Here is a 21,159-nt window from a genome sequence, read left to right on the forward strand (position 1 = left end):
GGGCGGGGGGGGGGGGGGGCGGGGGGCCCCCGCACGCCGCCTACTCCGCTTGTCCAGGCGCGGCTCAGCCGGGATGGAAGCCGTTGAAGATCGGATCGAGGTAGCGCCGGGAGTCCGGCCACTCGCCGGCGGGCATCCGGAAGTAGATCGCGAACGCGCGGTCGCCGATGCGGAAGAACCGGTCCTTGACGCGTTCGGTGCCGGTCGATCGGTCGTAGGCGAACTCCAGGTCCGCCGCGGGGACACCGAGGTAGGTGACGGGGGTGACCGAGTCCTCCCGATAGCCGCGGAAGCTTCCCGCCACGTTGTGGCCCACGCCCCGTGCCTGGGTCTCGGGATCGGCGTCCCAGGGCGTCGTGCTGATCTGCAGCAGGTAGCGGGTGGTGGAGTCCTGGTAGAAGACGTTGTCCCCGTCGCTGCGCCGCGACCAGGAGGAGGGCACCGAGACCGTGAACCCGTCCTCCGTGCGCGTCGACCAGTCCCGGGGGAAGGGCGCCACGGGAGCCGAGGCCGGGCCGCCCGTGGGCGCGGAGCCGGAGTCCTGCCCGGAATCCTTCCCAGAGCTCTGCCCGGAGTCCGGCCGCGAGTCCTGTCCTCCGGACTGCGCGTCGCTCCCGGTGCTCCCGGACCGGGCACCCCCGGTGTCGCCGGACCGGGTCGCGGAGGAGGACGCGGCGACCGGGGCACTCGCCCCCGAGTGCCGGCCGAGCAGCCAGACCGCGCCGAAGGCGGCGACGACGAGGGCCCCGGCGAGCGCGCTCGCCAGCACGACGAGGGCCGGCCGGCGGGACGCGGCCGGCACCGGCGCCACCGGTACCCGCGCGGTCGGCGGCTCCGGTCGTGGCGCGGCGACCGGCACCGTCCAGGCGGCCACGTCGGGGAGTGTTCCCTCCGCCGCGGCGGCGAGCAGGCGCTCCGCCTCGGCTGCGGTCGTCCGGTCCGCGGGATCCCGGCGCAGCAGGCCGGCGAGGACCGGGGTGAGCGGCCCGGCGTTCCTCGGCTGCGGAGCCTCCTCGGCCAGGATCGCGGCGATCGTCGAGACGGGCCCGGAGCGTTCGAACGGCGATCGGCCCTCCACCGCGGCGTACAGCGTGGCGCCCAGCGACCACAGGTCGGCGGCGGGCCCGGCGTGCGCCCCGCGGGCCCGCTCGGGCGCGATGTACGCCGGCGAGCCGATGAGCACCCCCGTGCCGGTGAGGGTCGCGTCGCCTTCGAGAGCCGCGATGCCGAAGTCCGTGATGACGACGCGGTCCCCGTCGGCCACCAGGACGTTGCTGGGCTTGATGTCCCGGTGCACGATGCCCGCGGCGTGCGCGGCCCGCAGCGCCGCGACCATCTGCCGCCCGAGGCCGGCGACCCGCTGCGGCTGCAGGGGGCCTTCGGCGTCGATCACGCTCTGCAGAGACGGGGCGGCGACCAGCTCCATGACGATCCACGGGCGGCCCTCGTACTCGATCACATCGTGCACGGTGACCACGCCCGGGTGGCTCAGCCGCGCCGCCGACCGCGCCTCCCGGATCGTCCGCGCGTGGCGCTCCCGGCGCTCGGCCTCCCCCAGCTCCGACGGGAGCAGCACCTCCTTGATCGCGACATCGCGGCGGAGGAGCTCGTCGTGCGCGTGCCAGACGGTGCCCATCCCGCCCTGGCCGAGTCTGCCCAGCAGTTCGTACCGGTCACCGACGCGCATGCCGATCGTCCCTCCGTCCGGAGCGGTCCTCAGAGGTGAGACGAGGAGGTGACGCACCGGGTTCACCGCCCAGTGTGTACAAGTGGTCACGATCCGGCCACGGGGTGGGCCGGGCGGTCGAGGGAACCGGGCTCAGGACGCGGCGCGGTCCCGGGAGGACTCCCCGGGCCAGGCCGAGATCGCGGGCCAGAGGGTGTCGACCACCCGAGTGGGAAGCCCTTCGTCCTCTCCGCCGCGGATGAACGCGGCGTAGTAGCTGCCGATGCACATGTCGGCGACCGTGTCCAGGTCCAGGCCCGGGCGAAGGTCGCCGCGCTCCTGCAGGCTCTGGAGAGTGTCGAGCAGCAGGCGCCGCCGGGGCAGCACGGCGTGGGTCCGCACCATCTCCAGGAGCTCGGGGTTGTGCTCGGCCTCGGCCATGACGTGCCCGACGAGCATGATCCCCGCCCGGTCGGGCTCGCGGAGGTCGAGCCGGCGAACGGCCTCGGTGACGGCCTCGCGCGCCGTGAGCCGCTCGAGGTCGATCGGCGGGGCCGCCTCCTGCAGGGCGCGGAAGGCGTGGTCGAGGGCGTCGACGACCAGATCGTGCTTGTTCTCCCAGCGCCGGTACACCGTCGGCCGGGTCACGCCCGCGTCGGCGGCGACGTCCCCGATGGTCATCCGCGAGTAGCCGTCGACGGCGAGCCGCCGGCGAGCCGCGCGGAGGATCGCCTTCTCGATGAGCGGGTCTCTGGGGCGTCCCCGCGGCTTCTTCGGAGCATCCGCCACCACTGAACACCTCCTGACCTGCGGCGATGATCTTTTCTTTACTTGACAGTACCGTAATAAAAAATACTCTGGAAGAGGAAGCGAGACAACTCCACGGACCGCTTGGCCGCCCGCTTCGCGGCCAAGGAAGGTGCGCCAAAGTGAGCGAACATATCCTGGATCTTCCACTCGACGCCCGGCCGGACCCCGATGAGTTCGTCCGGGCCGCGATGGAGTGGCATTTCAACCCCGAGACGGGCTCGGCGTACTGGCTGAACCGGGCGAAGACGCTGGACTTCGACCCGCGTGAGGACGTCAAGGGCGTCGAGGGCCTGTCCCTGTTCCCCAACATCATCAACGAGCTGCGCGACGTTTGCGTGGAGGACCTCATCCCCCGCGGATACGGCGCGAAGGCGGACGTCGTCGGCGTGTACGAGAGCGGCGGCACCACCGGCGCCCCGAAGCGCGTCATCATCCTGCGGGACTGGTGGCAGCGGATCATGGCGTGGATGAACGCCGGGATGGACGAAGCCGGCTTCCCCAGGGACGTCAACTGGCTCGTCATCATGCCGAGCGGGCCGCACATGGCCGGCAAGATGTCCGAGCAGCACGCCGTCGACCGCGGCGGCATCAGGTTCACGGTGGACATGGATCCGCGCTGGGTGAAGAAGCTCGTCGCCGCGGGCAAGGCCGAGGAGGCCGAGGCGTACGCCGAGCACCTCATCGAACAGGCCCGGTTCGTGCTGAGCACCCAGGACGTCGGCGTCATCATCACCACGCCGCCGCTGCTGGAGCGGATCACCCGGCACGACGACCTCGTCGACCTGATCAACGAGAAGGTCAAGGGCATCGTCTGGGGCGGCGCGCACATGGACGTCGACACCCGCCACCTGTACCGCACCGAGGTCTTCCCGGGCGTCAAGCTCCGCGGCACCTACGGCAGCACGATGATCCTCGGCGGCTCGAGGGAACGCCTCGGCCTCGCGGACGAGGACGCGTGCATCTTCGACCCGCCCGCGCCGTGGATCACGTTCCACGTCATCGACCCTGACACCGGCCGGCCGGTCGACTACGGCGAGCGCGGCCAGGTCGTCATGAACCACGTCACCAGGAACATGCTGCTGCCCAACAACCTGGAGCGAGACCTCGCCATCCGGGTCGAACCACCGGCCGGCCAGGTCGGAGACTCGGTGGCCAATGTGTCCCCCGTCGCCCGCTTCGACGACGAGGCCGTCATCGAAGGGGTGTACTGATGACCGAACCGATCTTCATCGACGCGCTGGGGCCGAACGGCCCCTACCGGGCACGCAACCGGCTGGGCGTCCCCGACGTGGCCGGGAACCCGCTCCTCGAGCTCAGCCTCGTCCCGAAGGTGTACGTCACCCGCGCCATGGCCGCGCTGCGCAAGGCCGGGACCATGCCGCAGGAGGAGCGCCTGGCCGCGCTCCGCGCGGCGGGCGAGCTGTTCGCGACCGGCGTGGTCGACGGCATGTCCGCGGCCGACTACCAGTACACGGTGAGCCGGATGTCCGGCACCCCGCTGCCGATCGTCCAGCGGGCCGTACGCGCCATCGCCCGCAGCGCCGCCGGCTCGTACGACAGCGCCCAGAAGGCCCGGCCCGTCGGCGCGGTGAACGACTGGCGCGACCCGAAGGCACAAGAGGGCACGGCGGTGTGGATCCGCCGCGGGGACGTCTTCGCCGTGCACGCGGCCGGCAACCACCCCGGCGTGCACAGCCTGTGGCTGGAGGCCGTCGCGCTCGGCTTCCGGGTGGCCGTACGACCCTCCCGCCGCGAACCGCTGACGCCGTACCGCCTGATCTCGGCGCTGCGCGCCTCGGGATTCGGCGACGACCAGATCGTGATGCTGCCCACCGACTACGCCGCCGCGGACGAGATCCTGCGCCAGGCCGACCTGAGCATGGTGTACGGCGGCCAAGAGGTGATCGACAAGTACGCCGCGGACACGACGGTCCTGCCGAACGGCCCCGGCCGGTCCAAGATCCTGGTCACCGCCGACTCCGACTGGCGCGACCACATCGACATGATCGTGGATTCGATCAGCCATGAGGGCGGGACGGCCTGCGTGAACACCACCGCCGTGTTCGTCGAGGGCGACCCGGCCCCGCTCGCCGAGGCGATCGCCGCGCGGCTCTCGGCCATCCCGAGCCTGCCGCCGGAGGACGACAAGGCGGTGCTCACCGCCTACTCCATGCCGGCCGCCCGGAAGATCGAGAGCTATCTGCTGGCCAAGTCCGCGGGCGCCCGCGCCCACCTCGGCGGCGACGGTGTCGTCGACGAGCTCCCCGACGGCAGCGCCGTGCTCCGGCCGGCCGTACACGAACTCGACGACCCGTTCGCCGAGCAGGCCAATGTCGAGCTGGCGTTCCCCTGCGTGTGGGTGGCCCCCTGGACCCGGGACGCCGGTCCGGCGGTGTTCCACGACACGCTGGTCCTCACGGCGGTCACCAAGGACGAGAAGCTCCTCGACACCCTGCTCGCCGATCCCACGATCAAGAACCTCTACATCGGCGACCACCCGACGTACTGGATGACCCCGGGCGTCCCGCACGACGCCTACCTGGGCGAGTTCCTGATGCGCACCAAGGCCGTCATCCGCGACTGACCGGAGGACCTCGTGCCGAGGACCCTCGTGGCCATGACGACGAGGATCCTCGGCACTAAGCCTGCGAGTACGGGCGCAGGACGCAGAACTCGTTGTCCTCCGGATCGGCCATCACCACCCAGGACACGTCGGAGGGTTGCCCGACCGATGCCCGGCGGGCGCCGAGTGCGATCAGGCGCCGCACCTCACCCTCCTGGTCCTCGGGGCGCAACTCCAGGTGCAGCCGGTTCTTGCCCGGTGTCGGGTCGGGGACGCGCACGAAGAGCAGGTCGGGGGAGACACCGTCCTCGGCGCTGCCCGCGGGCGGCTCCAGGACGATCTGCTCGGCGGTGTCGTGGGTGCGTCGCCAGCCCAGCGCCGCCTCCCAGAATCCGGCCACGGTCTCAGGTTCCCGGCAGTCGATGACCAGGCACTGGATTCTCAGAGTCATGACTCGACCTTGCACGACCCGGGGGCACGTGTCGAATCATTCCCGCGAGGCCGCGCCATACGAGGAAGCGGCTGTGATCAGGCTGTCCAACGATTATCGGCCACCCATCACCCGCGGGTTCGCTTCCGCCTCTTGCAAATCCTGAGCCCCAGAGTCATTCTCCACATGGATGCCGCCCCCGGAGTTTCCTTACGTACTGCCCCGAGCAGCCGGGTGTCATCACACGTGAAAAGAGCGGAGCAGCCACATGGGGAATGTCAGGAAGACCGCCGCGGTCGTCATGGGCGTCGCGGCATCACTCGCCTTCGCCGTGCCGGTGGCGCAGGCGGCGCCGGGGAGTGCCCTCAGGCCCATGCACTACTCCTGCGGCCAGACCAGGCCCCCGAACCTGGACGGGTCCGCGTTCGTCACCGCGACCGGAGCCGCGGTCATGTTGAGGGGTTCGAGTGCCGGATGTGGGCTCACCGGCGTGATCCTCGGAGGCGACAGGCTGGACTACTACTGCTGGACCCTCGGCAACGACGGTTACACGTACACATTCGTGTCCGCCTTCGAGAAAGGCGCCGCGGGCTGGGCGCTCGATAGCGAGATACCGAACAACGGCAGTTCGGTTCACTGCCCGATCTGAGACCGTTCCGCGAAGTTCTGATGTTCAGCCGGTGCGGAGACGGGCGCGCTGGGGGACGACCGTGTACTTCGGGTCTTTCGAGGAGGTCATTCCGGCCTCGAAGACGCCGAAGCGGGTCAGGGCCGAGCCGGCGAGGAGGGCCGCGCCCCCGGCGGCCGAGAGCCGGCGATCGCCGCGGCCGAGGGCGGCGGTGAGGGCGCCTGCGCCCGTCAGTGCCTCGGCGGCGCGCATGAGGACACGGGCGCGTCCCGTCTCGTACGCCTCGGCGACGGTACCCAGCCGGGCGCGCATGAGGCGGGCCACCAGGAGCTCGGCGGCGCCGCCCGCCACGCCCAGCCTCCGGGCGGGCGTCACCTCGGCCCGCGGCGCGACCAGCAGGCCGAGCCCGCCGCCCGCCGCCGCGGCGGAGGATACGAAGAGGTAGGGCAGCTCACGGTGCCCCTCGTGCCACCCGGGCACGGCGGTGTCCGCGAGGAGAACGCCGGTGTAGGCGGCGACGGCCGGTCCGGCGACGCCACCGGCCATCGCGGCCGCCGTGCCGATCCGGGGCAGCCGGCCGGTCACCGCCGAGAAGGCGGCGGCTCCGGCGAGCGGGGCGTACGCGCTGAGGATCCAGGAGCCGACGCTCATCGGCGAGGTCCACTTCAGCACCCGCAGCATGTTGACGAAGCGCCCGGGACGGCCGAGGTCGTGGACGAGGGCGACCAGGCTGACCGCGATCGCGCCCGCGGCGCCGATCCGGGTGCCGCGGGCCAGGCGGGGCCGACCGGTCAGTTCCGCGCCGGCGGACAGGACCGAGGACGCGCCGGCCAGGCCGCCGAGGAACAGGTACCCGGCGATGTCGAGTGCCTTCCAGACCGGCGGCTTGAGCACCGGCCTGCCGTAGTAGGAGGTGAACGCGTCCTCGCTCATCACGCTCTCCCGGCGAACGCGAGCAGGCCGGCGCCGAGTAGGCCGGCGGCGGCGAGCGCGGCGTGGCGCCACATGGCGGGCAGGTCGCGGGTCGTGGCGATCGGGTCGGGCGGCAGGCCGTACACCTCGGGGTCGTCGAGGAGGAGGAAGAAGGCGCCCGCTCCCCGGATCCCGTCATCGGTGTCCGCGAGGTAGAGGCGCGCGTCGTCGACGCCCGCGTCGTTGAGCGTGGCGACCCGGGCCGCGGCGCGTTCCCGTAGTTCGTCGAGGGGACCGTACTGGATGGAGTCGGTCGGGCATGCCTTCGCGCACGCGGGTTCCAGGCCGTCACCGATCCGGTCGTAGCAGAGCGTGCACTTCCAGGCCCGGCCGTCGTCCTCGCGCTGGCCGATGACGCCGAACGGGCATGCCGGGATGCAGTAGCCGCAGCCGTTGCAGACGTCGGACTGGACGACGACCGTCCCGAACTCCGTGCGGAAGAGCGCGCCGGTGGGGCACACGTCCAGGCAGGCCGCCTTCGTGCAGTGCTTGCAGACGTCGCTGGCCATCAGCCAGCGCAGGTCGCCGCCCTCTCCCGGCGCCATGGGGGTCATCGGGGCCGCGTCCGGCGGGGCGCCGAGCGGTGGGACCGGGCCCTCGTGGTCCACTCCGGGCTCCTGCTCGGCCAGCGGCTTTCGCTGCTCGATGAAGGCCACGTGCCGCCAGGTGTCGGCGCCGAGCTGCTCGGTGTTGTCGTAGGACATCCCGGTGAAGTTCAGGCCGTCCTCCGGCACGTGGTTCCACTCCTTGCAGGCCACCTCGCACGCCTTGCAGCCGATGCACACCGACGTGTCGGTGAAGAAGCCCATGCGCTGCGTCATGTCAGATCTCCATGCCGGTCCGTTCGGTGATGCCCGCCCGCCGCCGGTACTCCCGGACCAGCTCGAGCGCGGCCGGTCCGCGCGGGCGCCGTCCGGGGCGGATGTCGCAGGCCATCGCCTTGACCTCCTGGATGTGGATGTTCGGGTCGAGGGAGAGGTGGGCCAGCTCATTGGCCGAGTCGCCGCGGCTGTAGCCGTTGTTCCCCCAGTGATACGGCAGCCCGATCTGATGCAGCCGTTTCCCCTCGACGGTCAGCGGGGTCATCCGCTCGGTGACGAGCACGCGGGCCTCGATGACGGCGCGCGCCGAGACGATGGTGGCCCAGCCGAGGTGGGTCAGACCGCGCTCGGCCGCGAGTTCCGGGGAGATCTCGCAGAAGAACTCCGGCTGCAGTTCGGACAGGTACGGCACCCAGCGGGACATCCCGCCGGCCGTGTGGTGCTCGGTGAGGCGGTAGGTGGTGGTGACGTAGGGGAAGACCTCCGAGCCCGGCTTGCCGTCGCTGGGCTGGTAGCGGTTGACCGGGTGCTCGATGAGCTCCCGGGCCGGGTTGCGCCCGTACTTGTAGAGCAGGTTGTCCGACGGGGACTCCTGCGGCTCGTAGTGCGCGGGCAGCGGGCCGTCGACGATGCCGGCCGGCGCGTACAGCCACGCCTTGCCGTCCGCCTGCATGATGAACGCGTCGGTGCCCGAGAGCGCGTCCGGGCCCTTCGCGTCCGGCGGCGGCCGGTGGTCCGGGGCCCTGGTCGGCGGGAAGTCGGGGGTGTCCGGTCCCGTCCATCGCCCGCGCTCGGCGTCCCACCGTAGGTACGCCTTGCGGTCGCTCCAGGGGCGCCCGCCGGGGTCGGCGGACGCGCGGTTGTACAGGATCCGCCGGTTCGCGGGCCAGGCCCAGCCCCACTCCAGGGCCACGTGGTCCTGTTCCCAGCCGGGCTTGCGGCGCCTGGCCTGGTTGACGCCGTCGGCGTAGACGCCGCAGTAGATCCAGCAGCCGCAGGTGGTGGAGCCGTCGTCCCGCAGCTCCTCGTAGGAGCCGAGGTGCCGTCCGCCGGGGCCGAAGCCGTTGATCTCGGCGAGCACGGCCTCGGCGGACGGCTCACCCTGGGTGCCCTCGGTCGGGTAGTCCCAGGTCAGCTGCTTGATCGGCAGGTCCATCGGGTCGTCGGAGTCCGCCAGCCGCTCCCGGATCAGCCGGCCGAGGTGGTAGACGAACCACAGGTCGCTGCGGGCGTCGCCGGCCGGTTCGACGGCCTGGTCCCGCCACTGCAGGAGCCGGTCGGTGTTGGTGAAGCTGCCGGACTTCTCGGTGTGCGCGGCGGCGGGGAGGAAGAAGACCTCCGTGCGGATGTCCTCGGTGCGCATCTCGCCCGTCTCGATCTCCGGGCCGTCCTTCCACCAGGTGGCGCTCTCGATGAGCGAGAAGTCGCGGACCACGAGCCAGTCCAGGGCCGCCAGGCCCATGCGCTGGTACCGAGAGTTGGACGAGCCGGTGGCCGGGTTCTCGCCCAGCAGCAGGTACCCCTTGCAGACGCCCTCCATCTGCTTCAGGACGGTGTGGTACGTGCTGTGGTTGCCGGTCAGCCGGGGCAGGTAGTCGAAGCAGTAGTCGTTGTCGGCGGTCGCGTGCTCGCCCCACCAGGCCTTCAGCAGGCTGACCATGTAGGTGGACATCTTGCCCCAGTAGCCCTTGCTCGCCGCCTCGTCCTCGAGGTAGGCCGCGAGTCCCTCGTTCTGTCCCAGGTGCGGCATGGGGATGTAGGCGGGCAGCAGGTCGAACAGGGCGGGGATGTCGGTCGAGCCCTGGATGTTGGCGTGCCCGCGCAGGGCGAGGATGCCGCCGCCGGGGCGCCCGATGTTGCCCAGGAGCAACTGCAGGATCGCGGCGGCGCGGATGTTCTGCACGCCGGTCGTGTGCTGCGTCCATCCGACCGCGTACGCGATGGCCGTCGTACGCTCGGGGCCGGAGTTCTCGGTGACGAGCCGGCAGACGCGGTCGAACGACTCCCGGGGGACACCGCAGATCTGCTCGACGACCTCCGCCGTGTACCGCGCGAAGTGCCGCTTGAGGATCTGGAAGACGCACCGGGGGTGCTGGAGCGTCTCGTCGGTCTGGATCTCCCCGGCGACCTCCGGGCCGCCGGAACCGTGCGCCTCGACGCGGGCGGTCTCCGTCATCAGCAGGAGTTCCTCGTCGACCTCGCGGGACGGCGCGGGCATCTCACTGCCCGCGTACTGCCAGCTGCGCGGATCGTACTTCCGCGCCTCCTCGATGAAGCCGGAGAACAGGCCGTCCAGGTCCTCGGTGTCCCGGAACTCCTCTCGTACGATCGACGCGGCGTTGGTGTAGGCGAGGAGGTACTCCCGGAAGTACTCCCCGTTCTCCAGGATGTAGTGGATCAGGCCGCCGAGGAAGGCGATGTCCGTGCCCGCGCGGATGGGCACGTGCAGGTCGGCCAGCGCGCTGGTCCGGGTGAACCTCGGGTCGACGTGGATCACGACCGCGCCGCGGGCCTTGGCCTCCATCACCCACTGGAATCCGACCGGGTGGCACTCGGCCATGTTGGAGCCCTGGATGAGGATGCAGTCGGCGTTGCGGAGGTCCCGCTGGAACGTCGTCGCGCCGCCGCGCCCGAAACTGGTCCCCAGACCGGGGACGGTGGCGGAGTGTCAGATGCGGGCCTGGTTCTCGATCTGCAGCGCGCCGAGGGCGGTCCAGAGCTTCTTGAGGAGGTAGTTCTCCTCGTTGTCCAGCGTCGCCCCGCCCAGGCTCGCGATGCCGAGCGTGTGGCGGACGTTGCGGCCCTCGTACTCCCACACCCAGCCGTCCCGGCGCGCGGCGATCACCCGGTCGGCGATCATGTTCATGGCCCGGTCGAGCGGGAGCCGTTCCCAGCCGGTCCCGTACGGCCTGCGGTACAGGACCTCGTGCATCCGCGAGGAGCCGGTGGTGAGCTGGAGGCTGGCCGATCCCTTGGGGCAGAGCCGGCCGCGGGAGATCGGCGACTTCGGGTCGCCCTCGATCTGGACGACCTTTTCGTCCCGCACGTAGACCTTCTGGGCGCAGCCGACCGCGCAGTACGGGCAGACCGAGTTGACCACCTTGTCCGCGTCGCGGATCCGGGGGCGCAGCCGGGCGGTGCGCCGGCTCTTCGCGGCGTCGCCCCGCGGGTCGCCGCCCTTGAGCTGACGGAGGACCGGCCATGACGTGACCAGCTCGCGCAAGGTCATGTCAGCCGCCTGCCCGTGACCGGTCCCGTTGATACGTCGCTTTACCGGACGAGGTCCTCCCCCAGAACGGATCGTTACCGCACGAACCGGTCAGAGTGCAACGAACGCCAGTCCACGCTGTTTGAGGGCGGGGAGCACGGTCCGCAGCGCCTGGATCGTCTCCGAGCGGTCACCACCGCCGTCGTGGCACAGGATGATGTCGCCGGGCTTGCCGGCGAGCATGCTCCTGGTGATCGCCGACGTGCCGGGGCGGGCCCAGTCCCGGGGGTCGACCTCCCAGTCGATGCAGAGCATTCCGTGTTCGGCGGCGGTGTCCATCACCTGGGCGGACCAGTTGCCGCCGGGAGCGCGGAAGTACCTCGGAGCGACGCCCGAGACCTGGGCGATCCGGTCGTGCGCGCCGCCGATCTCCTCCTTGATCTGCCCGGCGCCGAGCCCCGGCAGGTTGAGGGGGTGGGTGACGGTGTGGTCGCAGACCTGGTGCCCCGCGGCCACGATGCGCTCGACCAGCTTCGGATACTGCGCGACCTCCCCGGCGATCAGCGAGAACGTCGCCGGCACCTGGTGTTCGGCGAGCAGGTCCAGCATCATCGGCGTCCACCGCGGATGCGGGCCGTCGTCGATGGTCAGCGCGACGGCGTTCGGCGGGGCGGCCGGGACCAGGTCGTGCAGATTGTGCACCGGTCTGCGCAGCGCTCGCGGAACGCCGCGCGCGTAGCCGGGATCGCGGCGCGGCGCGGGCCCGGCCGGGCGCCCGTGCGGGACCCGGCGGCCCCTCTCTCGCCGCGCGGCCGGCTGCAGCAGCCGCACCATTTCGGGTACCCCGCCCGCCGCCACCCCGGCGCCGGCGACGGCCGCGGCCAGCAGGACCTGACGCCTGTTCGGTCTGCGCATGCCTCCCCCAACCGCCGATTCCGCCGTCTATCTACCCCCTCGAACGTCAATGAGCGCCATGCCCGACCTTGCGGACGAACCAAGCTTCGACGGCCACATCAGTACGATGGGTGACGTGCGGTGGCCCATCGTGTGCCCGTGGATCCCCGCGGGGGTCCGGGTACCGGCGGCCGTGGCACGGCCACGTCTGCACTCCTACAGCCGCGAGCAGATCCTCATCGGCTTCGCCGTGCTGGTCACGGTCCTCCTCGTCGCGGCGATCGCCATCTGGCGGAACCGGGGCTGACCGGGCCGGGGCCGGAGGTCAGGAGTCCGCCAGCCACGGATACCGGGCGGTGTCCGCGTCGGCGTAGTCGGGATCGAGGTAGACGAACAGCCGCTGGATCCGGAAGTCGCGGATCTCGAAGACGTCGCACCAGCGGCCGGCGTGGGTGACGCCGGCCCGCCACTCCGCCCCGGACGCCGTACGGCCCGATGAGGTGCCCTCGACCACCAGCAGGTCGCCGTTGTAGGCGAAGTTGAGGTAGGCGTAGTCGTGCTCGATCGCGGCGAGGATGCCGCCGACGTCGGTGAAGAGCCGTTTGACCTCGTCCAGGCCGGTCGCGACGCCCCACTTGGGGAAGTACACCTGCGCGTCGTCGGCGAACAGCTCGAAGAAGTCGTCGCCGCGGTCGAGGCGCTTGAGGTACTCCAGCGCCACGGCCTTGCGCTGCTCGTCGGTCATCGGCTGCATGCTCAGGGCCATCGTCTTCTCCTTGGCACTCCCCGGCCGGGCGGCCGGGAGGGACGGATGTCGGGCCTTCCTGCGGTCGATCTCCGTCAGAGGCGCTTCCGTTACCCGCCCGCTCCGTTACCCGCCCGCTCCGTTACTCGGCCGGCCGGCCGTGGCGGCGGCGGACCGGCGGGCGAACCGCAGGGTGCCGTCGTCGACGGCGCGGTACCGCAGCGTGATCAGGTCGTGGGCGTAGCTCATGCCGAGCCGCCACGGTGCCCGTGATCCCGCCTGGGGGAACTCGCCGAGGGAGCGCAGCACGTAGCCGGCCTGGAAGTCGATGAGGGGACGCGGGGTGACGGTGGGATCGTCGTTGCACGGCACGCACCAGTCGTGGCCGCGGGTGTCGAGGTGCCGCAGCAGCCGGACGACGTACTCGCTGACGAGGTCGGCCTTGAGGGTCCAGGAGCCGTTGGTGTAGCCGATCGTGAAGGCGAAGTTCGGCACTCCGCTGAGCATCATGCCCTTGTAGGCCATCGTCTCCGGCGGCCTGACCTCCTGGCCGTCGACGGTGAGCCGTACGCCGCCGAACGGCAGCAGCCGCAGGCCGGTCGCGGTGACGACGATGTCGGCGTCGAGTTCGGCGCCCGACTCCAGGCGCAGGCCCGCCGGGGTGAACTCCGTGATCCGGTCGGTGACGACCGACGCGCGTCCGCCGCGGATGGCCCGGAACAGGTCGCCGTCGGGGACGAAGCACATCCGCTGGTCCCACGGCTGGTAGCGGGGGGTGAAGTGCGTGTCGACGTCGTAGCCGGGCGGCAACCGCCGCAGCAGCCCCTTGCGAACGATCGACTTGACGACCCGCGGACGGCGGCGGCTGAGCTGGTAGAGCAGCGTGGTCACCACGACGTTCTTCCACCGCACGATCGGGTACGCGCGGCGGTTCCCGAGCAGGCGCCGCAGGGTGTTCGCGAGGGCGTCCTCGGCCGGCAACGCCATGACGTAGGTGGGCGAGCGCTGCAGCATCGTCACGTGGGCGGCCCGCTCGGCCATGGCCGGCACGAGCGTTACCGCGGTCGCGCCGCTGCCGATCACGACGACCCTCCTGCCGGTGTGGTCGAGGTCCTGCGGCCAGTGCTGGGGGTGCACGACCGTGCCGCCGAACCGCTCCACGCCCGGGAAATCCGGCGTATGGCCGGCGTCGTAGCGGTAGTAGCCGCTGCAGCAGTACAGGAAGCGGCAGGTGAACCGAACCGGCTCGCCGTCGTGCAGGGCCTCGACCGACCAGCGGGCCTGCTCGCTCGACCACTCCGCGGACACGACCCGGTGCCCGAACCGGATGTGCCGGTCGACGCCCGCCTCGGTCGCGGTGTCGCGGATGTAGCGCAGGATCGACGCGCCGTCCGCGATGGCCTTCGACCGGGTCCACGGCCGGAACCGGTAGCCGAAGGTGTGCATGTCCGAGTCGGAGCGGACACCGGGGTACCGGAACAGGTCCCAGGTCCCGCCGATCGTGTCGCGCGCCTCCAGGACGAGGTACGTCCTGCGGGGAAACGCCTGCTGGAGATGGCGGGCGGCGCCGACGCCGGACAGCCCGGCACCGATGATCAACACGTCGACGTGCTCACCGCCGGTCATTCCGGTCTCCCTCCCCGCGTGCCCGTACGCCCCGCACGGTACGCCGGGATGCGCGGATCCGCGACGTGCCACCGCGAAGGCTCCTGGCCGGAGGGGTTTCCGGGAGCACGGGGTACATAGTGAGGATGGGGCGGCCGTCGCCGCCGCCATGGGTGTGTGCTTCTGGCCAGGCCGGCGTGGCCGCGCGCCGACCGGGTCCCCGGCACCGGAGGCCGCCGCAGAGCCGCCGCCGGCGCTCCTCGTCGCCGTGTCCCTCGTCCGGCTGACCGGACCCGAGGGGAGGTGAATCGAATGTCGGATGATGACCGGCACCCACTCCGGATCGGAGTGCTCGGATCGTACGGAGGCCTGAACCTCGGCGATGAGGCGATTCTCGCCTGCGTCCTGGACAGCCTTCGGCAGATACGACCGGCGGCGGAGAGGATCGTCTTCAGCCGTCACCCCGAACACACGCGTGACCGTTTCGGCACCCCGGCGGTGGCCTACGCCGGAGTGTCCCAGGGCCAGCTCGTCGAGGCGGAGACCGGGCTGGACCTGCTCGTCCTCGGAGGCGGCGGGATCCTGCACAACGGTCTCGCGGGCTCGGTGATGCGGCCGGTGCGCCTGGCGCACCAGCTGGGCATTCCCACGTTCGGCTACGCGATCGGGGCCGGCCCGCTGACCGGCCACGAGGAGATCGACGTCGTGCGGGAGGTCATCGACCAGATGACCGACCTCACGGTCAGGGACCAGGAGTCGATCCTCGTCCTGGAGGGGATGGGGGTCACCCGGCAGATCTCGGCCACCGCCGACGCCGCGGTACTGCTGGAACCGGAGGATTTCACGGAGGAGATGCTGATCCGCGAGGGGATCGACACCCAGACCCGCCTGGTGGGGATCTCGGTGCGCGAGCCCGGGGGCGCGGCCGACAATCTCGACGAGAGGACCTATCACGGCCTGATCGCGGAGATCGCGGACTTCATGACGTGCCGGTACAACGCCCAGGCGGTGTTCGTGCCGATGGAGCGCGGCGACATCGCCCACGCGCACGCGGTGCTGTCGGCGATGAGCGCTCCGGAGAACGCGCGGGTCCTGAACCGCTTCTACAGTCCCGGCCAGATCGCCGGGCTGATGCGGCACCTGGAGTTCGCGGTCGGCATGCGCCTGCACTTCCTGATCTTCGCCGCCTGCGCCGGAGTGCCGGTGCTGCCGCTCCCCTACGCCGGAAAGGTCTTCGACTTCGCGCAGACGGTCGGCGCGCCCGCGCTCACCGGCATCGCCAAGAGCCAGGCCGGGCCGCTGCTGGCCCAGCTCGACCGGCTGTGGGACGAACGGCATGCCTGCACCGACCGACTCCGGGAGCGTTTCCAGTGCCTGCGCGAGCGCGCGCGGGAGAACCAGGAGCGTTGCCGGGTGCTCATCGACCGGCTGGATCCGGTCTCCTGACGCCCGGAGACGGTCACGCGCACCGCCCTGCGCCGACGGGATTCCCCGTTTTCGGTAACGGTGTTTCCGCACCGGCAGATAGACCGTTATCGACCCCCTCGGGCGTCTTCGGCACGCCCGGACGGCCGTGAGGCGACGGAACCGCAGGGTGCCATGGGGGTATTGCGCGCACGCAAGGACCCGTGACGGGGATTCCCGGACGCGTAAGGCTGTCTGTCATGGGAGTACGCCCTGATCCCCGGAAACCGGCCGGACGGAAGGTGTCATGACCATGGGGTCGGTCGTCAGCATGCGGCGAGCGGAGTTCGACCGTGCCTGGCCGTACGGGGCGGAGGAGGACGACGACGCCTCCGCGGCCGGAATCGACGCCGCGACGCCGAACGTCGCCCGGATGGACAACTACTACCTCGGGGGCAAGGACAACTTCGCCGTCGATCGGGAGCTGGCCGAACGCGCGCTGCACGAGGCGCCCGTCATCGCCAGGCTGGTGCAGGTGAACAGGGGCTTCCTGCACCGCATGGCCCGTTTCCTCGCCGAGGAGGAGGGCATCCGGCAGTTCCTCGACATCGGGTGCGGGCTGCCCGCGGAGATCAACCTGGACGAGACCGTACGGCGGATCGATCCGGAGTGCCGGGTGGCGTACGTCGACAACGACCCGATGGTGCTGACTCACGCTCGGGCCCTGATGGCCGTGGGCGGCAGCGTCGGGGTGTTCGAGGCGGACCTGCGGGAGCCGTCGACGGTCCTCGGCAACCCGGAGCTGCTGCGCCTGCTCGACCTGACCGAGCCGGTGGCGGTGTTCCTGCTGAACGTCCTGCCGTTCGTCCCGGGGAACCCGCGCCGGATCGTGGACGAGCTCGTGCGCTACCTGCCCACCGGCAGCCACGTGGTGGTGTCCCACGTCGAGCGCACGCCGGATCTGGAGGCGGTGGCCGAGCTGTACGAGGGGGCCGGTCTGTCGTTCCTCCCGCGGAGCCGGTTCGAGATCGCGCGGATCGCCCACGGGCTGGAACCGGTCGCGCCGTATCCGGCGGGTCTGCCGCTCTCACGGTCGGGAGGGGAGCCGGCTCCGGCCGACGCGGTGCCCCTTATCGGCTGTGTGGGGCGCAAACGGTGACATGCGAAATTGAACCGTTTCGTCGTGTTTCGCGCGGTCGCCGGATAAGATCGGCGCTCCAGCCAGTGTCACTTCCCGAGCGCGTGATGCCAGCCGAAAGCGAACCGAAGCCTCTTTCCGAGATCGCGCAGGACATCGGGCTGACCATGTCCGATGTGGCGATCTTCTCCGGGCTCGACGAGAGCACGGTCTTCCGTCTGTGGGACAACGGCGACTGGCTGGATCGCGTCAGCGGCCGGTCGCTGCAGAGCCTGATGTCGTCAGTGCCCGGCATCGCCGAGTACGCGATGGCGCATTCGCTGCTGAAGCGGCGTACCGCCCTCATCGCGAACCTCCAGGCCGAAGGGCTGTCCGTCGACCTGGACGCGCTGGAGAACTCGACGGTGGCGCGCCAGCTCCTGCTGAACGCCCTCGAGGCCGCGCTGTACATCGTCCGCGACGGCCCGAGCCAGAAGGTCTCCTCCTATATCGCCCGCTTCTGGGGCCGGGAGCAGGATCGCGCACTGGAGGCGCTGTTCTCCGCCGAGCCGGGCCACGGCCTGCTGGGTGACCCGCGCAGGCTCGTCGAGGCGTCGATCGAGCTGGCCCCGCGGCTGAGCCGCAAGACCTACTCCTTCCACTCTCTGCTGACCCTCAACATCCTCACCCACCAGGTCAGCAAGGTCGCCGGCGCGCCGGACGCCGACCTGGCGCTGCAGCGGCCCGGCCGCCAGACCGCCCTGATGATGCGCGGGGTGGTCATGGGCGCGCTGATCAGCTCCAATGACCTGGACCTCGCCGAGAAGTACCGGCGGGAGCTGGACCGCACCCCGGTGTACGCCGCGCTGGAGGAATGGTCCTTCCCCACCTACATGCGGGACGGCCGGATCAGCTCCGACTTCACCCTGCCCGGCTCGCTGCTGCTGCGGAACACGGCGGCCGAGGTGCTGCGGGAGATCGAGACCTACAGCGACGCGTACCTGTACTACCTCGTGTCGACGTACCTTCCGCTCGCGCTGCGCCGCGACCCGACGTTCGGGCGGCGGATCGACGATCTGATCACGACAATCGAACAGCGCGCCGGCGACTGCCGGGACAAACGGGTCCGGGCCGCCTGCAACGCGCTGGTGCGGCAGCTGAAGGGCGTGGCCTGACCATGCCGGAGGGGGGACAGATGAGCCGGACGTACCAGGACGTCGCAGAACTCACCCGGGAGCGGTGGGAGGCGAACACCGGCTACTGGGTCAAGGTGATCCGGGAGAGCCGCGACCGGTACCGCACGGAACTGACCGACCGCGCCGTCCTCGACGCGATCGGCGACTGCGCGGGTCTGCGGGTCCTGGACGCGGGCTGCGGCGAGGGGTACCTCGCCCGCACCCTGGCGGCCCGCGGCGCCGAGGTCGTGGGTGTCGACGCCTGCCAGGGACTGATCGACGCCGCCGAGGGCGTGCCGTTCCAGGGGCCCGGCTCCGCCTCGTTCACCCGGGCGAGCGTCGACGCGCTGCCGCTGGAGGACGACTCCCTCGACCTGGTGGTCTGCAACCACCTCTTCAGCCACCTGCACGACCCGTCGCGCGCGATCGACGAGTTCGGCCGGGTGCTGAAGAGCGGCGGGCGGCTGATCATCCTCACACTGCACCCCTGCTTCTACACCGGCAACGCCGAGCGCGGAGCGAGTACGAGCGTGCCGGCGGCGGAGTACTTCGCCGGCCGGGGCATCGACCAGCACTTCATGGTCGACGGGCTCCGCTCGCCCTCGAAGATCACCTCGTGGCTCCGCCCGCTGGAGTTCTACGCCACGACCCTCCGGGAGGCCGGGTTCGTCATCGCGGACCTGCGGGAGCCGCACCCGACGGACGAGCAGCTCCGGGACGACCCGTGGTGGCGCACGGGCTTCCCGACCGCGATCTTCATGCTCCTGGTGGCGGAGCGCCGCTGACCCCGGATTGGCCGGTCTTTAATCAAAGCACCCGCTAAATCGGCATTTCAGGGGGTACGGCCGGAGTTTGTAGGCTCCTTTCCTTCTCTGGAGCGTCTCCGGCCGCCGGCCGACGAACCTGAGCCGCGGCCGACGCGGCGAACCTGCCGCGATCACGCCGGATCGGCAGGTGAACGACATGACTGATGAAGATCGGCGCAGAGCCGACCGCCTCGCCCGGGCGCTGGGAGTGGCCGGGCTCGGCCTGGGCATCGCACCACTGACCGCCACCGACGCCATCAGCAGACTGTGCGGCGTGGACGACTCGGGAACGGCACGGACGATGCTGCGTCTGGCGGGCGTACGCGAGCTGGTGCACTCGGTGCTGCTGCTGGGCAGCCGCAGTCCCGCACCGCTCGTCTGGACCCGGGTCGTCGGCGACATGCTGGACCTGACCGCCCTCGGCCTGGCGGCCTCGAACCGTACTGGTCACCGGCGCACCCGGGTCCTCGCGGTGACCGCGGGAGTGGCCGCGATCACCGCGGCCGACGTGTACACCGCGCTGTGCGGCCTCCGGCGGCGTGCGCCGGAGCACGCCCGCGCCGGCACCGTGCACGCGACCATCACCGTCAACCGTCCGCGGGACGAGGTCTACCGCTTCTGGCACGACTTCGAGAACCTTCCCCAGTTCATGATCCACCTCGACACGGTCCGGGACCTCGGCGACGGGCGTTCCCACTGGAGGGCCACGGGGCCGCTGGGCAGGACCCTCGAGTGGGAGGCGGAGATGATCGACGACCGGCCGGACGAGCTGATCGCCTGGCACGCCACCCAGGGGATGATCGCCGGCAACAGCGGCGCGGTGCGTTTCACCGACGCCCCCGGCGACCGAGGCACGGAGGTGCGGGTGACCCTGCAGTACGCGCCGCGCGGCGGCGGGGCCGTGGCGGCGTTCACCCGTCTCCTGGGCGAGCACCCCGACCAGATGGTCCGCGACGATCTGCGCAGGTTCAAGCAGGTCATGGAGACCGGCGAGGTCGTCCTCTCCGAGGGCATGCCGATGGGCACCCACGCCAAACGGCAACTGCGGCAGCGCGCGGCCCAGCCCATGTCGAGAGGAGGAGGAGGATTCCGATGAGAGCCACCTGCTGGATGGGCCGCGGCAAGGTCGAGGTCCGGGACGTCCCGGACCCGCAGATCCTGAACAGCCACGACGCGATCGTGCGGGTCACCTCTACGGCGATCTGCGGCTCCGACCTGCACCTGTACGACGGCTTCATTCCGACGATGAAGAAGGGCGACGTCCTCGGTCACGAGTTCATGGGCGAGGTCGTGGAGGTCGGCCCGGAGGTCCACGACCTGCGGCCCGGGGACCGGGTCGTCGTCCCCTTCCCGATCTCCTGCGGAAGCTGCTGGGCCTGCGAGAACGAGCTCTTCTCGATCTGTGAGAACTCCAACCCCAACGCCGGGATCGCCGAGAAGCTCCTGGGGCACTCACCGGCCGGCATCTACGGCTACAGCCACATGCTCGGCGGCTTCCCCGGCGGCCAGGCCGAGTACGCGCGGGTGCCGTTCGCCGACGTCAACCCGATCAAGATCGAGGACGATCTGCCGGACGAGAAGGTGCTGTTCCTGTCCGACATCTTCCCGACCGGCTGGATCGGGGCGGAGATGGCCGACATCAAGGACGGTGACGTCGTCGCCGTGTGGGGCGCCGGCCCGGTCGGCCAGTTCGCGATCGCCAGCGCGTTCCTGATGGGCGCCGAACGCGTCATCGCGATCGACCGCTTCCCGTACCGCCTGCGCCGCGTCGAGCGGATGGGCGCCGACCCCCTCGACTACGAGGAGGCGATCGACGTCCCGGACGCACTGCGCGACATGACGGGCGGCCGCGGCCCGGACTGCTGCATCGACGCCGTCGGCCTCGAGGCGCACCACGCCACGCCGATGTACGCCTACGACCGGGCGAAGCAGGCGACCCGGCTGGAGACGGACCGGCCGTTCGTCCTCCGCGAGGCGATCATGTCCTGCCGCAACGGCGGAACCGTGTCGGTGGTCGGGGTGTACGGCGGGTTCGTCGACAAGTTCCCGATGGGCTCGCTCATGAACCGGTCCATCACCCTGCGGGGCGCGCAGTGCCACGTACAGAAGTACCTGCGGCCGCTGCTCGACCGGATCCGGAACGGCGACATCGATCCGAGCTTCGTCGTCAGCCACCACATGAGCCTGGACGACACTCCACGCGGCTACCGGCTCTTCCGCGACAAGCGGGAGGAGTGCAACAAGGTCGTCCTGCATCCGTAGCGCCCGGGCAGCCTGTTCCTTGCGCAAGATCACGCCCAGCGGCATACTCCCTT

General features: G+C 70.9%; 19 protein-coding genes. 10 read left to right on the forward strand and 9 right to left on the reverse strand.

Going from position 1 to position 21,159, the window contains the following annotated elements; translation table 11 throughout:
* Window positions 1-64: 64 nt before the first annotated feature.
* A complete protein-coding gene (locus NE235_RS17955) occupies window positions 65-1,687 on the reverse strand; it encodes a serine/threonine-protein kinase (protein ID WP_252804320.1) in 1,623 nt (540 codons plus the stop codon).
* A 132-nt stretch (window positions 1,688-1,819) separates the two neighbouring features.
* Window positions 1,820-2,455: a TetR/AcrR family transcriptional regulator gene (locus NE235_RS17960; protein WP_252804322.1), complete on the reverse strand. Its 636-nt coding sequence runs from the start codon at window positions 2,453-2,455 to the stop codon at window positions 1,820-1,822.
* A gap of 140 nt (window positions 2,456-2,595) precedes the next feature.
* Here NE235_RS17960 and NE235_RS17965 point away from each other — a divergent pair, with 140 nt between their 5' ends.
* The gene (locus NE235_RS17965; RefSeq protein WP_252804324.1) at window positions 2,596-3,687 is read left to right on the forward strand and encodes a phenylacetate--CoA ligase family protein; all 1,092 of its coding nucleotides are present in this window, start codon (window positions 2,596-2,598) and stop codon (window positions 3,685-3,687) included.
* Window positions 3,687-5,060, forward strand: a complete 1,374-nt coding sequence (locus NE235_RS17970) for an aldehyde dehydrogenase family protein (protein WP_252804326.1) — start codon at window positions 3,687-3,689, stop codon at window positions 5,058-5,060. Before NE235_RS17965 ends, NE235_RS17970 begins: the two co-directional genes overlap by 1 nt.
* 55 nt (window positions 5,061-5,115) lie before the next feature.
* Here NE235_RS17970 and NE235_RS17975 read toward each other — a convergent pair whose 3' ends face one another.
* Complete coding sequence (locus NE235_RS17975) at window positions 5,116-5,490, reverse strand: VOC family protein (RefSeq protein ID WP_252804328.1); 375 nt, start codon at window positions 5,488-5,490, stop codon at window positions 5,116-5,118.
* Window positions 5,491-5,737: 247 nt separating this feature from the next.
* Here NE235_RS17975 and NE235_RS17980 point away from each other — a divergent pair, with 247 nt between their 5' ends.
* Window positions 5,738-6,118: a hypothetical protein gene (locus NE235_RS17980; RefSeq protein WP_252804330.1), complete on the forward strand. Its 381-nt coding sequence runs from the start codon at window positions 5,738-5,740 to the stop codon at window positions 6,116-6,118.
* Window positions 6,119-6,142: 24 nt separating this feature from the next.
* On the opposite strand, the gene nrfD is transcribed toward NE235_RS17980, so the two are convergent.
* The 4 genes from nrfD to NE235_RS18000 form a co-directional block, all read right to left on the reverse strand.
* On the reverse strand, window positions 6,143-7,030 hold the full coding sequence (nrfD, locus tag NE235_RS17985; protein ID WP_252804333.1) for an NrfD/PsrC family molybdoenzyme membrane anchor subunit: 888 nt from the start codon (window positions 7,028-7,030) through the stop codon (window positions 6,143-6,145).
* Window positions 7,030-7,890 (reverse strand): 4Fe-4S dicluster domain-containing protein, encoded by an 861-nt coding sequence (locus tag NE235_RS17990; protein ID WP_252804335.1) that lies wholly within the window; start codon window positions 7,888-7,890, stop codon window positions 7,030-7,032. Before NE235_RS17990 ends, nrfD begins: the two co-directional genes overlap by 1 nt.
* Window position 7,891: 1 nt before the next feature.
* Window positions 7,892-11,119, reverse strand: a complete 3,228-nt coding sequence (gene fdh, locus NE235_RS17995) for a formate dehydrogenase (protein ID WP_252804337.1) — start codon at window positions 11,117-11,119, stop codon at window positions 7,892-7,894.
* Between the two features lie 90 nt (window positions 11,120-11,209).
* Entirely contained in the window at window positions 11,210-12,013 is an 804-nt protein-coding gene (locus NE235_RS18000) for a polysaccharide deacetylase family protein (RefSeq protein ID WP_252804339.1), read from the reverse strand.
* A 115-nt stretch (window positions 12,014-12,128) separates the two neighbouring features.
* Between NE235_RS18000 and NE235_RS18005 the strand changes: the two genes are divergently transcribed.
* Window positions 12,129-12,299: a hypothetical protein gene (locus NE235_RS18005; protein WP_252804341.1), complete on the forward strand. Its 171-nt coding sequence runs from the start codon at window positions 12,129-12,131 to the stop codon at window positions 12,297-12,299.
* A gap of 18 nt (window positions 12,300-12,317) precedes the next feature.
* Here NE235_RS18005 and NE235_RS18010 read toward each other — a convergent pair whose 3' ends face one another.
* Both NE235_RS18010 and NE235_RS18015 read right to left on the reverse strand, forming a co-directional pair.
* Window positions 12,318-12,758 carry a nuclear transport factor 2 family protein gene (locus NE235_RS18010; RefSeq protein WP_252804343.1) on the reverse strand — a complete coding sequence of 147 codons (441 nt, stop codon included), beginning with the start codon at window positions 12,756-12,758 and terminating at the stop codon, window positions 12,318-12,320.
* A 105-nt stretch (window positions 12,759-12,863) separates the two neighbouring features.
* Entirely contained in the window at window positions 12,864-14,363 is a 1,500-nt protein-coding gene (locus tag NE235_RS18015; protein WP_252804345.1) for a flavin-containing monooxygenase, read from the reverse strand.
* 291 nt (window positions 14,364-14,654) lie between these two features.
* Between NE235_RS18015 and NE235_RS18020 the strand changes: the two genes are divergently transcribed.
* From NE235_RS18020 to NE235_RS18045, 6 genes are all read left to right on the forward strand, one after another.
* The gene (locus NE235_RS18020; protein WP_252804350.1) at window positions 14,655-15,788 is read left to right on the forward strand and encodes a polysaccharide pyruvyl transferase family protein; all 1,134 of its coding nucleotides are present in this window, start codon (window positions 14,655-14,657) and stop codon (window positions 15,786-15,788) included.
* 265 nt (window positions 15,789-16,053) lie between these two features.
* Entirely contained in the window at window positions 16,054-16,905 is an 852-nt protein-coding gene (locus NE235_RS18025) for an SAM-dependent methyltransferase (protein ID WP_252804352.1), read from the forward strand.
* Window positions 16,906-17,051: 146 nt separating this feature from the next.
* On the forward strand, window positions 17,052-18,038 hold the full coding sequence (locus tag NE235_RS18030; RefSeq protein ID WP_252804355.1) for a hypothetical protein: 987 nt from the start codon (window positions 17,052-17,054) through the stop codon (window positions 18,036-18,038).
* A 20-nt stretch (window positions 18,039-18,058) separates the two neighbouring features.
* Complete coding sequence (locus NE235_RS18035) at window positions 18,059-18,823, forward strand: class I SAM-dependent methyltransferase (RefSeq protein ID WP_252804357.1); 765 nt, start codon at window positions 18,059-18,061, stop codon at window positions 18,821-18,823.
* Window positions 18,824-19,001: 178 nt separating this feature from the next.
* Window positions 19,002-19,940, forward strand: a complete 939-nt coding sequence (locus NE235_RS18040; protein ID WP_252804360.1) for an SRPBCC family protein — start codon at window positions 19,002-19,004, stop codon at window positions 19,938-19,940.
* Complete coding sequence (locus NE235_RS18045) at window positions 19,937-21,106, forward strand: zinc-dependent alcohol dehydrogenase (protein WP_252804362.1); 1,170 nt, start codon at window positions 19,937-19,939, stop codon at window positions 21,104-21,106. The genes NE235_RS18040 and NE235_RS18045 overlap by 4 nt, the downstream gene beginning before the upstream one ends.
* The last annotated feature ends 53 nt before the right edge of the window (window positions 21,107-21,159 follow it).

Source organism: Actinoallomurus spadix (assembly GCF_024055725.1).
Taxonomy (GTDB): Bacteria; Actinomycetota; Actinomycetes; order Streptosporangiales; family Streptosporangiaceae; genus Actinoallomurus; species Actinoallomurus spadix.

What these genes read in the sequence shown, in the direction of transcription:
- NE235_RS17955 (WP_252804320.1), bottom strand. Translation starts at nt 1,687, where the DNA reads ATGCGCGTCGGTGACCGGTACGAACTGCTGGGCAGACTCGGCCAGGGC.
- NE235_RS17970 (WP_252804326.1), top strand. Translation starts at nt 3,687, where the DNA reads ATGACCGAACCGATCTTCATCGACGCGCTGGGGCCGAACGGCCCCTAC.
- NE235_RS17975 (WP_252804328.1), bottom strand. Translation starts at nt 5,490, where the DNA reads ATGACTCTGAGAATCCAGTGCCTGGTCATCGACTGCCGGGAACCTGAG.
- NE235_RS17980 (WP_252804330.1), top strand. Translation starts at nt 5,738, where the DNA reads ATGGGGAATGTCAGGAAGACCGCCGCGGTCGTCATGGGCGTCGCGGCA.
- nrfD (WP_252804333.1), bottom strand. Translation starts at nt 7,030, where the DNA reads ATGAGCGAGGACGCGTTCACCTCCTACTACGGCAGGCCGGTGCTCAAG.
- NE235_RS17990 (WP_252804335.1), bottom strand. Translation starts at nt 7,890, where the DNA reads ATGACGCAGCGCATGGGCTTCTTCACCGACACGTCGGTGTGCATCGGC.
- NE235_RS18000 (WP_252804339.1), bottom strand. Translation starts at nt 12,013, where the DNA reads ATGCGCAGACCGAACAGGCGTCAGGTCCTGCTGGCCGCGGCCGTCGCC.
- NE235_RS18010 (WP_252804343.1), bottom strand. Translation starts at nt 12,758, where the DNA reads ATGGCCCTGAGCATGCAGCCGATGACCGACGAGCAGCGCAAGGCCGTG.
- NE235_RS18015 (WP_252804345.1), bottom strand. Translation starts at nt 14,363, where the DNA reads ATGACCGGCGGTGAGCACGTCGACGTGTTGATCATCGGTGCCGGGCTG.
- NE235_RS18020 (WP_252804350.1), top strand. Translation starts at nt 14,655, where the DNA reads ATGTCGGATGATGACCGGCACCCACTCCGGATCGGAGTGCTCGGATCG.
- NE235_RS18025 (WP_252804352.1), top strand. Translation starts at nt 16,054, where the DNA reads ATGACCATGGGGTCGGTCGTCAGCATGCGGCGAGCGGAGTTCGACCGT.
- NE235_RS18030 (WP_252804355.1), top strand. Translation starts at nt 17,052, where the DNA reads ATGTCCGATGTGGCGATCTTCTCCGGGCTCGACGAGAGCACGGTCTTC.
- NE235_RS18035 (WP_252804357.1), top strand. Translation starts at nt 18,059, where the DNA reads ATGAGCCGGACGTACCAGGACGTCGCAGAACTCACCCGGGAGCGGTGG.
- NE235_RS18040 (WP_252804360.1), top strand. Translation starts at nt 19,002, where the DNA reads ATGACTGATGAAGATCGGCGCAGAGCCGACCGCCTCGCCCGGGCGCTG.
- NE235_RS18045 (WP_252804362.1), top strand. Translation starts at nt 19,937, where the DNA reads ATGAGAGCCACCTGCTGGATGGGCCGCGGCAAGGTCGAGGTCCGGGAC.